Origin of the sequence: Psychrobacillus sp. NPDC093180, assembly GCF_044754065.1 — a bacterium.
Taxonomy (GTDB): domain Bacteria; phylum Bacillota; class Bacilli; order Bacillales_A; family Planococcaceae; genus Psychrobacillus.
Genome location: NZ_JBIVOJ010000019.1, coordinates 1 through 11,992 on the forward strand (window position 1 = coordinate 1; position 11,992 = coordinate 11,992).

At 37.8% G+C, this 11,992-nt stretch carries 13 protein-coding genes; 2 read left to right on the forward strand and 11 right to left on the reverse strand.

The features are described 5' to 3' along the window. Window positions 1-112: 112 nt before the first annotated feature. The 10 genes from ACIP9W_RS20730 to panB form a co-directional block, all read right to left on the reverse strand. Window positions 113-397, reverse strand: coding sequence for a YpoC family protein (locus ACIP9W_RS20730; protein WP_400793053.1), 285 nt, complete (start codon window positions 395-397; stop codon window positions 113-115). After that, window positions 384-1,040, reverse strand: a complete 657-nt coding sequence (gene nth / locus ACIP9W_RS20735) for an endonuclease III (protein ID WP_400793054.1) — start codon at window positions 1,038-1,040, stop codon at window positions 384-386. Before nth ends, ACIP9W_RS20730 begins: the two co-directional genes overlap by 14 nt. An 11-nt stretch (window positions 1,041-1,051) precedes the next feature. Beyond that, window positions 1,052-1,762: a DnaD domain protein gene (locus ACIP9W_RS20740; protein ID WP_400793055.1), complete on the reverse strand. Its 711-nt coding sequence runs from the start codon at window positions 1,760-1,762 to the stop codon at window positions 1,052-1,054. A gap of 43 nt (window positions 1,763-1,805) precedes the next feature. Beyond that, on the reverse strand, window positions 1,806-3,101 hold the full coding sequence (gene asnS / locus ACIP9W_RS20745; RefSeq protein ID WP_400793056.1) for an asparagine--tRNA ligase: 1,296 nt from the start codon (window positions 3,099-3,101) through the stop codon (window positions 1,806-1,808). 27 nt (window positions 3,102-3,128) lie between these two features. Beyond that, complete coding sequence (locus ACIP9W_RS20750; protein ID WP_282245858.1) at window positions 3,129-3,617, reverse strand: cell wall elongation regulator TseB-like domain-containing protein; 489 nt, start codon at window positions 3,615-3,617, stop codon at window positions 3,129-3,131. A gap of 3 nt (window positions 3,618-3,620) precedes the next feature. Then, the gene (locus tag ACIP9W_RS20755) at window positions 3,621-3,791 is read right to left on the reverse strand and encodes a YpmA family protein (protein ID WP_093273022.1); all 171 of its coding nucleotides are present in this window, start codon (window positions 3,789-3,791) and stop codon (window positions 3,621-3,623) included. Window positions 3,792-3,813: 22 nt separating this feature from the next. Next, window positions 3,814-6,570 carry an ATP-dependent DNA helicase DinG gene (dinG, locus tag ACIP9W_RS20760; RefSeq protein ID WP_400793057.1) on the reverse strand — a complete coding sequence of 919 codons (2,757 nt, stop codon included), beginning with the start codon at window positions 6,568-6,570 and terminating at the stop codon, window positions 3,814-3,816. Window positions 6,571-7,014: 444 nt separating this feature from the next. Then, window positions 7,015-7,398, reverse strand: coding sequence for an aspartate 1-decarboxylase (gene panD, locus ACIP9W_RS20765; protein WP_400793058.1), 384 nt, complete (start codon window positions 7,396-7,398; stop codon window positions 7,015-7,017). Window positions 7,399-7,401: 3 nt separating this feature from the next. Further along, complete coding sequence (gene panC / locus ACIP9W_RS20770) at window positions 7,402-8,247, reverse strand: pantoate--beta-alanine ligase (protein ID WP_400793059.1); 846 nt, start codon at window positions 8,245-8,247, stop codon at window positions 7,402-7,404. Then, window positions 8,222-9,082 (reverse strand): 3-methyl-2-oxobutanoate hydroxymethyltransferase, encoded by an 861-nt coding sequence (panB, locus tag ACIP9W_RS20775; protein WP_400793060.1) that lies wholly within the window; start codon window positions 9,080-9,082, stop codon window positions 8,222-8,224. Before panB ends, panC begins: the two co-directional genes overlap by 26 nt. Before the next feature lie 307 nt (window positions 9,083-9,389). Here panB and ACIP9W_RS20780 point away from each other — a divergent pair, with 307 nt between their 5' ends. Then, window positions 9,390-9,854: a hypothetical protein gene (locus ACIP9W_RS20780; RefSeq protein ID WP_400793061.1), complete on the forward strand. Its 465-nt coding sequence runs from the start codon at window positions 9,390-9,392 to the stop codon at window positions 9,852-9,854. 66 nt (window positions 9,855-9,920) lie between these two features. On the opposite strand, the gene ACIP9W_RS20785 is transcribed toward ACIP9W_RS20780, so the two are convergent. Continuing rightward, window positions 9,921-10,907, reverse strand: a complete 987-nt coding sequence (locus ACIP9W_RS20785) for a biotin--[acetyl-CoA-carboxylase] ligase (RefSeq protein WP_400793062.1) — start codon at window positions 10,905-10,907, stop codon at window positions 9,921-9,923. Window positions 10,908-11,078: 171 nt separating this feature from the next. Between ACIP9W_RS20785 and ACIP9W_RS20790 the strand changes: the two genes are divergently transcribed. Next, the gene (locus ACIP9W_RS20790; protein ID WP_400793063.1) at window positions 11,079-11,936 is read left to right on the forward strand and encodes a manganese catalase family protein; all 858 of its coding nucleotides are present in this window, start codon (window positions 11,079-11,081) and stop codon (window positions 11,934-11,936) included. The last annotated feature ends 56 nt before the right edge of the window (window positions 11,937-11,992 follow it).

Consider the following 11,992-nt stretch of genomic DNA (forward strand, 5'->3'; position numbering starts at 1 on the left):
TACCCGCACTACCAGTCAGCTATACACTTCCGCCACTACGGCATGTTAGGGACTTTCACCCGTTAGAGAAAAGCGCTGCCAAGCGCACAAAAGAAAAGAATGAGCGATATGCTCATTCTTTTTTCTGTGCTCGAAGACGTGCAATCTTCTTCTTCGTTTCTTTGAAAAGCTCGTCCAATTGCTTAAAGGCTGTATAATTATGTTTATTGTTTCGAATAAAAGTAAAGCGCTCCGCAAAATTAATAGGAGCTGCCTCCCCTTCTCTATCTACAATTACTTCTAGTAGCTGAATTCCCTGCTCCATCAGTTGCAATCTAGCAGTATCTTTTTCTTTAAAGAGTACTACTAACTGAATTTGCAAATCATTCCACTTGTCAAACTCATTATGCAGTGACAATTTTCTTCATCCTTTTTGCACCTTCTCGACAAACAGATAACAAAGGACATTCAGGACAATTTGGATTTTGAGCCTTACAGTGATAACGACCAAAGAATATAAGCTGGTGATGTGCCTTTGACCATAATTCGATCGGTGTTTTTTTCATGAGTGTTTCTTCGACTTGGAGTACTGAATCTTTCCATCTGCACAGTCCTAATCGTTTTGTCACCCGCTCTACATGTGTGTCTACTGCGATAGCGGGAATATCGAAGGCAACAGAAACCACGACATTCGCCGTTTTGCGACCGACACCTGGAAAAGTCGTAAGTAGATCTCTATCTACCGGTACTTCTCCATCATATAAATCAATCAGTTGTTGACTTAATGCTTGAATGTTTTTTGCTTTGTTGCGATATAGTCCAATGGATCGGATATCGTTTTGTAATTCTTCAATTGAGACGGCTAAATAATCTTCGGGCTTTGTATATTTTTGAAATAAGTCTTTTGTTACTTTGTTCACTAGTACATCTGTACATTGAGCGGATAATAAGGTTGCAACTAATAGCTCAAATGGATTTTTATGAACGAGTTCACAATGCGCATCTGGGAACATTCGCTCCATCTCATCTAGGCAATAATGCCATTGTACTTTTGTAAGCAAAATTCTTCCACCTACTCTCTTTCTTCTAACCAGTTATAAAAGGAAACTTTTGCAGTCCTTGTTGGCAATTCCATTTGTTTTTGAACTGGTATTTGCTGTCTAAATTGTGCAGACTGATTTTCGGCTGCTTCTACTGTCTTAATATTTTTCTTTTTCCATTCAAACAAAATCCGATCAATATAACGCAGGCTAAGTTTTTGCGATAACACCGCTTCTTTTAATGCTAATCGAATTAAAGCAGCTGAGTGCTTATCTTGGTCGAACCACATACCAATTGTTTCGTATTCCATTGGTGATAACAGCCTGCTAAATTCTTGTTCAAATAATTTATAGATTTCGCCTTCTTCTTCTTTTACCTGCTCGTTTTCGACTCGATTTTCTTCTTGTTCCACATGATCTACTAAAAGCTCCCATAAATGATGGAAAGCATAATATTCATAGTGAACCCCATCTGCGTCCATATGCTGATCAATTTGCACAAGCCCTTTTTGGACGAGACGTTGTAAGATAGTGACTACTTTATTTTCATTGAAATGCGTACGATCTGCTAAGTTTTGTGGCGTTGGAAAATGATTTCCTGCTTCTCCATAAGCGATTAAATGCAATAAAAGAATCGCTTCTTCATCTTTAATATTAATCGCTTTGTAATGACTAAAAAAAAGCTGGGAAATGGTTACATTTCCCTGCTCAGTCCAGATACGGAGTCGATCTCGCTTTTGCATACCCATCGTCTCCTTTTTCTTAAATTGCAATGTGAATAAATTATTACGGATATAAACGGTTTAACAGACGTGGGAATGGAATCGTCTCACGAATATGCTCCACTCCACTTAGCCATGCTACTGTACGTTCTAAACCTAGTCCAAATCCAGAATGCGGTACAGAACCTTGCTTGCGAAGATCTAAATACCAAGCATAAGCAGCTTCATCTAAACCATGCTCTTGTATACGTTGTTTTAAAAGATCATAATCCCAAATACGCTCGGAACCACCAATGATTTCTCCATATCCTTCTGGAGCGATTAAGTCGGCACATAATACAACATCATCGCGTGTTGGATGTGGTTGCATATAGAATGGTTTAATCCCTACTGGGTAATGTGTGATGAATACTGGTTTATCAAAACTTTCAGCAATTGCTGTTTCATGAGGAGCACCGAAATCATCTCCCCACACAATGTCATCGAACCCTTTTTCATGTAAAAGTTTAATCGCATCATCATAAGTAATACGAGGGAACGGCGCTTGAATATTTTCTAATTTCGATAAATCGCGACCAAGACGCTCTAGCTCTATTTTACAGTTTTTCAAAACAGCTTGCGCGATAAATGCGACATATTGTTCTTGTATTTCTAAGTTTTCTTCTAGTTCACAAAAAGCCATTTCTTGTTCAATCATCCAGAACTCGATCAAATGACGACGTGTTTTCGATTTTTCTGCACGGAAAGTTGGTCCGAAAGAAAATACTTTTCCAAGTGCCATTGCGGAAGCTTCTAAATATAATTGACCAGATTGAGAAAGATATGCATCTTCGTCAAAATATTTCGTATGGAATAATTCGGACGTTCCTTCTGGAGATGATCCTGTTAAAATCGGCGGATCTGCTTTAATATGACCACTATTATTAAAAAACTCATACGTTGCACGAATAATTTCGTTACGGATTTTCATAACTGCATGTTGTTTTCTTGAACGTAACCATAAATGACGGTTGTCCATTAAAAATTCAGTTCCATGCTCTTTTGGTGTAATAGGAAAATCAACAGCAGCTTGGATAACTTCAATTTCTTTTACTTGTAATTCATAACCAAATGAAGATCTTTCATCTTTTGTTACTTCTCCAATTACATACATAGAAGTCTCTTGCGTTAACCCTTTTGCTTTTTGGAAAATATCTTCTCCCACTTCTTCTTTTACTACTACGCCTTGTACAAAGCCAGAGCCATCACGCAATTGTAAAAAAGCAATTTTTCCGCTTGAACGCTTGTTAGCAAGCCATGCGCCAAGTTTAACTGTTTCGCCTACATGGTTAGACATCTCATTAATCATTATTTTCTTCATAGTTTCCTCCACAAGTCAAAAGTTTAGTTATAAATTTGAGATTTTCTTCCACCAATCTCCATTATCAAATAGTAGATATACATAGTTGAGATTGTTTTTTTCGTTTACATACGTTATTTCCCATACAGGACCAACTTCTTCTACGCCGAGCTTTGCATGCAATAATTCGCCATTTTTTTCATTACTCATTGCAAGTTCGATTGCTTTCTCTTTCGATATGCCATCCTTTAATTTTACTTCCATTATCGCGTCATCTGTTTTTTTCTCTGGAAGAAAGAACGCTTTTTCTTCTCCCTTTGCTGTTTTACCGATAACGGTATGGAAAGTATTTGTACTATTATACACATAGGAATCATCTACTTGAGCGAGTAAATGGTTTTTCGTTACATAAGTTTCTGCGTTTTCATTTGCTTCTTTGAATGGTATTTTCGCTTGAAAATAAATAAGTAAACTAAGTATCACGGTTAAGCTTAATGCAAATACAACGATAAATAGGAGCCATCTTTTAAGTACCATATGTTAAGTCCTATAAATTGTAAAAACGCACTTTTCTTGGTCTTCTTTATCAAGTGCCAAGCCAAACATCAAATCTTGCTGTTTTAATGTTCGATTTAATGCATCTACTAGTTTGTATAAGTCCGATTGATAATTGACAGTCACAGTAGATAGCACTTCAATTTTGTTTTCCATATTTCTACCCGCTTTCTAAATCTCATCCTTCATTAGTATACCAATTTTCAAGCTCTAAGACCATATTTTCGAGCGTAACTTTCTTAACAGGAATATTAGGAATTGCCTGTAAAAAGTCACTTCCATAGGATTTTGTTTCTATTCTTCTATCTAAAACGATAAATACTCCTTTATCATTCGATGAACGTATTAAACGACCGAAACCTTGTCTAAATCGTAATACGGCTTCTGGCAACGAATATGCGGTAAACGGATTTTGACCGTTAACACTAAGCAATTCTGCACGCTTTTTATATAAAGGATCATCTGGTGATGAAAATGGCAGACGAACCATAATAATAACCGATAGAGCATCTCCCGGAACGTCCACTCCTTCCCAAAAACTGTTCGTGCCAAATAAAACAGATTTCGAGAAGCGTTGAAATGATTTTAATAGACGCATTCTACTTCCTGAAGTCATCCCTTGAGCGAATAACATATAGTCTTCAAGTAAATTAGTATCTTGAATGATTTCTACTGTTTTCCTTAACATATCTTGAGATGTAAATAAAACAAAGCATCTGCCTTCCGTTATAAGTACAGTTTGAACAATTGCTTCAGCCACAGCCTCAATATAATCACTTTGAGAAACTTGCTTAATATCTGGCATATCTTCCATGATCAATAGCTCTGCTCCATTGTAATAATCAGCAGCCGCTCTATATTGCTGAATCGGAATATTCGTACTTAACCCTAATTGAGACGTTATAAAATGACGATTAGATGGCACAGTGAGCGTACCAGAAGTCCAAATAACTGCACCAGATAGTCTCAATGGGTCAACTGCTTCTTTAATATCTTTTTGGTAATTTAGCGGTCTTTTAATAATGGTCAAACTGCCCGGAATACTTCTTGTATCAATTTCTAACCATTTAGCTTCCACCGCTTCATCTATTAAGAAGATTTCATCCCATTCGCTTACTTTAATCTCAAGCTCTCTTATCCAATATTCCCACTCGTTTAATAGCACAATAGCTTGATCATCCAGCTTATTTTTTGCATAAGTAGCTAATATTGATTTGGCAGAGAATATATACGTTTGCATCGCTGTAGCAACTGCACGGAAAATCGAAGTGTCCAAGCTCAAATCTTCTAAGATCGCCGTTCTTTTTGTACTTTTTGAATAGCCATTTGTAGGCGGTATAGCATCTGTAATAGATGAAATAGCTTGATCAAATGTCTCAACTACATCTACATATTGTTTTTCCAGACGAATTCGCAGCGCTAAAGGTATATGTAGAAGTGCCAGCCTACTTAGCAGTTGGTCCGTATCTAGTGTTCCAAACTGGCCTAATACATATTTCCATGTTGTATAAGAAAAAACGCGTTCTTTACGGGACATACTTGCATGAATGACTTGATGAGCTTCGTCTATAATTGTTGCACAGCCGTGTGCCAATAATTTTTTCTCTCGTTCTCGGTCTGCCATAATCATGGCATGATTCGTTACTAAAATATCACATTTTTCGCTTTTACGAAGCGCTCTTTCATAGAAGTCTAATTCCCGCTCTTCCAATACTTTCGAAAGCGACGTTTTTCTAATCTTATCTACGAATAATTGTCCACCGCCAGAAACATTTAACTCTGTTAAATCCCCTTCATCCGTTAACGTCAGCCAAACTAATATTTGCATAATCGTAAATGTTTCGTCGTACGATTCATCGTCTAGTTGTACATGCTGCCAGAATCGATACAAGTCTATATAATGTTGCATTCCTTTTAGTTTTGCTACACGTATTGGGGTACTTAAAATAGATGTTAATTTCGGGATTTCCTCTAACACTAGCTGGTCGATTAAATGAGTTGTATAAGTACTTATAACGACTGGCTTTTGATGACTCAGCCCGTATATGGTAGCAGGTAATAAATACCCTAAAGTTTTACCGATGCCAGTCTCTGCTTCACATACCGTTTCTGCTTTATTATCTAGCGCATGTTGAATTTCGTCCATAAATGCAAACTGCCCTTGTCTTTCTTCAAAGCGGGAAAGTCCTTTTTGAAACAAGTCAATTTTTAGCTCTTTTGTTCGTGGATAAGAAATCGATATATGACTTGCAATATGTTCTTTTTCTACTTCTTTTAATGGTATTCCTCGGTACATCAGATAGTTAGTAGCATCATATTGCTTTCTTTTCTCCGCTAATACATCAAAAAATAAAATCGATAAATTTGATTTTAACTGAAAGGATCTTTTATGTAATAATTCGATTGTTTTTATAGGCAAGCTTTCTAACCGCTCGATACATTTCAATAATAAATAGGCAGTAGCTAACGCATCGTCGTCCGCCCGATGTGCTGCCTCTAATGGTATATGTAATTCGGTTGCAATATCTTGCAGTTTATAGCTATACAGATTCGGAAACATAAGTTTAGCAAACTCTACTGTATCCATCGTCTTGCATACAAGCTTTGGAAGCCCTACACGTTGTAATTCTTTCTGCAAAAAGGGCAGGTCAAAGTGAATATTATGTGCAACAAAAATATGATCTTGCAGTAAATCTAACACTTTTGATCCGATTGTTTCGAACAATGGTGCATGCTGTACATCTTTGTCTTTAATTTTCGTTAAATCTTGTATAAAAAAAGGGATTGGTTTTTTCGGATTGATAAAGGTTGTAAACGTATCCACTATGTTGCCATTTTCAATAAATACAATTGCAAGTTGAATAATACGGTCACCACTCGTCGATGAATGGCCTGTTGTTTCAATATCAACAACTGCATATTTATGATTTTCCATTATTCCTCAACTCGCTATCCATTATGTTCTAAAAAAATTGTACCACATTCGGGAAACAGAAACGAAAAATATGCGAAAAAGAAAAGTAGGTTTTTTAATGATTTAGGAATAGATAATTCCATAAAATGGTTAAGGGCAACTAACCTAATGTTGAAAGCAACCAGTTGAAGTCTGAAAGCAACTAAATCAACTCTGAGAGCAACCAAAATACTCGTGAGAGCAACCAGCTGGTTAAAAAGCAAGTTTACTTAGATTGAGACGAGGATAACTGTTACAACGTTGCGCAAATGGCCGACAATGTTGCGCGTTTGAAGAAAAACGTTGCGCATATGCATTTCAACGTTGCGCGTTTATAAATCGTTGTTTACCATACGCCGCATTATTCTATAAAGTAAATCTAAAAAGCTCCCGAAATTTGATCTTCGGGAGCCTACTTTAGCAATATTACATTACTGTCGCTTCTGGTTCATAATGAATTATCTGTTTAATGGTGTTGTCTTCATTCATTATCGCAACAGTTGGTTGATGGGTTGACGCTTCTTCGTTCATCACATAGGCATACGATAGTATGATCACAATATCTCCTCGTTGTACGAGACGAGCAGCTGCTCCGTTTACACAGATTACTCCGCTACCTCTTTCTCCAGCAATAATATACGTTTCAAAGCGGGCCCCATTATTATTGTTAACGATATGCACTTTTTCATTTGGCAGCATGCCTACCGCATCTAAAATATTTTGGTCAATCGTAATACTTCCAACATAATTTAAGTCCGCTTCGGTTACAGTTGCACGGTGAATTTTACTGTTTAACATCATTCTTAACATAGCTTACACTTCCTTTACATCTACAAGAATATTATCGATCAAACGCGCTTTTTCAAAGAATACAGCCGTTGCAAACAAAAGCTGGTCCGCATGCTCTGAAACTTGCTGCAATAACGGATATGCTACAACTTCAAAATAATCTATTTTACCAGATGTATTTTCCACGATATGGGCTTTTCCTACCTCAATTGCTTCAGCCACATTCTTTGTTTGCTTCCAGTGCTCCGTTGCTAATGTAAGGGCTTGGTTTAAATGAATAGCCTCTGCTCTTTCCACTTCACTCAAAAATACATTTCGAGAGCTTTTCGCAAGTCCATCTTCTTCACGAACTGTGGGAACGCGAACAATTTGAACCGGGAAATTATATGCTTGCACAAATGTTTCGATGATGGCTAGCTGCTGCGCATCTTTTTGACCAAAATACGCATTTGTTGGTTGGATAAGATTAAATAATTTCGTGATAACTTTTAATACACCGTCGAAATGACCTGGTCTACTTTCTCCACATAGTTTGGTAGAGAGCTCCCCTACTTGAATTGTAATCCCACTTTCAAATGGATACATTTCTTCTGGCGTAGGGTTAAATATAAGATCTACACCAGCTTCTGTTGCGATTTTCAAATCGCGCTCAAAATCTCGTGGATATCTATCTAAATCCTCATTTGGTCCGAATTGGGCCGGATTGACGAAAATGGTCGCAACTACGAATTCATTTTCTTTTCTTGCTCTATTTAATAATGCTTGATGACCTTCGTGTAAATAACCCATAGTTGGTACAAGGCCGATTGTTTGATGTTTATGTGCTTCTAGAATAGTTTTTAACTCATCGATTGTTTGAACTGTTTGCATGAGTGGTGCCTCCGTACAATTGGTTTAGTTGCTCTTCTTTCATTGTAAAGGAATGCTCTAAAGCAGGAAAAATTCCGCTTTTCACTTCTTCCACATATTGCTGGATACCTGCTGCGATCGGTTCCCCGACATTCGCAAATTCCTTTACAAATTTCGGAATATGATGCGTGCCGTATTTTACTAAATCGTGAAATACCAATACTTGACCGTCGGCTGTAGCACCGGCCCCGATACCGATAGTCGGGATGATTAGCTCTTCCGAAACTTTTGCAGTTAGCTGATGCGGAATACATTCTAAAACGACGGCGCAAGCACCCGCTGCTTCACATTTTTTTGCGTCTTCTATTAATTTTTCTGCCGCTTCTGCAGTTTTTCCTTGTACTTTATATCCTCCAAGCACTCCTGCCGATTGAGGCGTTAAACCGAGATGCGCTACAACTGGAATTCCTGCTGAAGTCAGCTTTTCAATAACTAATAGAACATCGTCTGCACCTTCGACTTTTACTGCCTGTGCTCCTGTTTGTTGCATAATTTTCACAGCATTCCCAAGAGACTGATCTAGTGAGCCATGATACGTACCAAAAGGCATATCCACTACTAAAAACGTATTCGGTGCCCCTCTTCTTGCTGCTTTTCCGTGATGGATCATATCATCCATTGTAACTAATACAGTAGAGTCGTATCCTAGCACAACCATTCCAACAGAATCTCCAACCAATAGCATGTCGATTCCCGCTTCTTCCGCAAATTTGGCAGTCGGATGGTCATACGCTGTCATCATCGTAATCTTTTCTTCTTTTTTCTTCATTTCTACAAAATTACTCGTCGTTTTCAATGAAATTCCTCCTCTTTTTAAGTGGAGAGAAAACCAACTAAAAAGCCCTCTATTCCAAAAGTGAACAGAAGGGCAGAAAATGTAGATTCATAGGTTTTCTCCGTCCCTGTCATATGCAGATCAAGGCAGACTATTCAATTATTTGCTCGCCTGAAACTGGTGCAGTTCAACAAAGGATACTGCCCAACGGTTATAGAATAACAGAAAATGAGTTTGGCGTCCAAGTGATTTTACTTAATCTAAAATTTGAATACATAAATGGAAAAAGACCAATATATGTTCAACCAATTAAAAATGAGGTGAAAAAATGAATACCATGTTACTAACATTCATATCCTTAAGTTCTTTTCTTTCCTTTCAACCACTAGCATCCAACCAAGGATTATTAGACTCTGAAATCTTCTCTTTTCAAGTCGAATATCCGGATAACCAGAGTAAAACTTTTGCAAGCGAGGATGAGTTTTATGCCAAGTTAGATAAGAAGCTCTACACGGAATATGAAAATGCAGCTTACAGTATGCGAAAAAAGATTTTCTTTCATGAGGTACCGGATGCAGAATTAATATTTCGTACGAAAACAAATCTACCCGGAGAAAAATGGAACATTTCCAGCTTTCCTTTTATCCATCCTAATAGGCAAGTATATTTTCTGGCATCTTTTCAACAAAACGAAAAGGAAGAATTTCATAAATATACTATAATAGACGCAGAAACAAATACCGTACTTCTTGGTGGGAATCACTATCATCTTTATGATAACCCATATAAATAACCTTTTTGGCCTGCCTTTCCTAACGCGAAAAAGCTCCCGAAAATATATTTTCGGAAGCTGCTTGGTCTATTTATTCATTAAATGGATATCTGCCGAGTAAATGCCGCGTATTTCGCCATTATCTAGTTTAAGCTCTAGCACGCCATCATTGGTAATGCCCATTGCCACACCCTCTAAAGTCTCGCGTAACATATTGGCGCGAATTCGTTTACCGATAGTACAATTATAGCTTTCCCAAAGTAATTTAATCGGCTCGAAGCCATTTTCCACATATATATCTGCGTACTTCTCCAAATAATATAGTATTTTAGCAACTAGCTCCGCACGGTTCACTTCCTGTTCAGTTTCCATTTTTAATGAAGTCGCAATGGATTGAATCGATTCATCGAATGCCTCTAAATCTTGGTTGACATTTACGCCGATACCGATAATTATTGCTTGCACACGGTCCATATCTGCTTGAAGTTCGGTCAAAATGCCAGTCACTTTTTTGCCTTTGATCAATAAATCATTTGGCCATTTGATTGCTGGAGAACAATCTGTCATGTCTTCTATGGCGCGTGTAATCGCAACTGCTGATACTAATGTAAATTGAGCCGCATACTGAGGACTGATTTCAGGGCGGATGATCACACTCATCCATATTCCTTTACCCGCAGAAGAATCCCACGGACGTTCTAGTCTACCGCGACCTGCTGTTTGCTGTTCGGTAATGATGACTGTTCCATGAGCGGCATGATCACTTGCTTTTTCGGTTGCAATCGTTTGTGTAGATTCACAAACAGGATAATAAATTATATTTCTTCCAATAGACTTCGTATCTAAATAAGAGGAGATACGTTCTGACGACACAATGTCGGGTATAGACTGCAAAACATACCCCTTTTTCTTAATTGCCTCAATTACATATCCGTCTTCCTCAATGCCTTTTAAGTGTTTCCAAATCATCGTACGGGAAATGTTTAATTCGTCCGCAAGCTTCTGACCTGAAATTGGTTCACCATTTGCATGAATAAGTTGGGAAAGTATCTTTTCTTTTATGGACATGTTCACGAAAAAATCATTCCTTTATCTGTTTATATTGTCAAATCATCAAGACTTTAACCTTATCTTAATGATGAATAATCCTTTGTCTCATGCACAACCTATTTCCGTGTATGAAAAAATTTCTGCTGTTATCCATTACACATTATTTAAAAAACAAACGGAAAAGAGGAACACTAATTGTATTACTACAAAGAAGAATTAATAAATGTTATCGCACCAGACCGACCAGATCCCGCAGCTGCTAAAGTATTACAAGAGACATTAGGTGGACATTACGGTGAAATGAGAACGATGATGCAATATTTTTTTCAAAGTTCAAATTTCCGCGGGAAAGAAACTCAATATAGAGACTTAATTCGTGGGGTTTTCCTGGAAGAAATCGCTCACGTTGAACTTGTCCAAAACACCATCAATCAATTACTAAATGATTCAGGTGAATCTGCTGTTCCGGGTAACGCTGGTATTGACGGGGCTCCACTAAACGACGCCGTAAGACATGCAAACCCTCACCACTTTATTATTGGAGCACAGGCTTCCCTTCCTGTTGACGCAGGTGGTATGCCTTGGAACGGATCTTGGGTCTATGCACATGGAAACTTGATCGCAGATTTAATGGATAATCTTGTACTTGAATCGACTGGTGTACTGCAAAAAACCCGTATTTATGAAATGAGTTCCAATAAAACACTTCGAGAAACGCTTGGTTTTCTAATCGTCCGTGATAATGCCCATCAAAATGCCTTTGCTAAAGCCCTAGAAACACTCGGTGTAGATTGGGGTAAACTATTCCCAGTTCCGAATTACGATATAAATAAGTATCCAGAGTGTAGAAAATATGTCGAGATGGGTTATCATAATGCACAATTTAACTTTAGATTGGACCCTACTCGAATCGGTGAAATCTTCCAAGGCCAAACTCCTAGTAGAAATAATGAAACACTTTCCGTAATAGATCCTCCAGCAGGTTTTCCGGTACCATTAATGCCCGAAATGCCAAATGAACATAGCCCTGGTCTTCAAGATATGAATAACTAACTATTTCATTAGCTCCCTAATTGCCTTCGGTGATTAGGGGGTTTTTAATTTAATTC

Excerpts from the sequence above, each read along its gene's own strand:
- panC (WP_400793059.1), bottom strand. The coding sequence starts at position 8,247 with ATGCAAACAGTTCAAACAATCGATGAGTTAAAAACTATTCTAGAAGCA.
- panD (WP_400793058.1), bottom strand. The coding sequence starts at position 7,398 with ATGTTAAGAATGATGTTAAACAGTAAAATTCACCGTGCAACTGTAACC.
- dinG (WP_400793057.1), bottom strand. The coding sequence starts at position 6,570 with ATGGAAAATCATAAATATGCAGTTGTTGATATTGAAACAACAGGCCAT.
- asnS (WP_400793056.1), bottom strand. The coding sequence starts at position 3,101 with ATGAAGAAAATAATGATTAATGAGATGTCTAACCATGTAGGCGAAACA.
- ACIP9W_RS20750 (WP_282245858.1), bottom strand. The coding sequence starts at position 3,617 with ATGGTACTTAAAAGATGGCTCCTATTTATCGTTGTATTTGCATTAAGC.
- ACIP9W_RS20755 (WP_093273022.1), bottom strand. The coding sequence starts at position 3,791 with ATGGAAAACAAAATTGAAGTGCTATCTACTGTGACTGTCAATTATCAA.
- ACIP9W_RS20780 (WP_400793061.1), top strand. The coding sequence starts at position 9,390 with ATGAATACCATGTTACTAACATTCATATCCTTAAGTTCTTTTCTTTCC.
- ACIP9W_RS20740 (WP_400793055.1), bottom strand. The coding sequence starts at position 1,762 with ATGCAAAAGCGAGATCGACTCCGTATCTGGACTGAGCAGGGAAATGTA.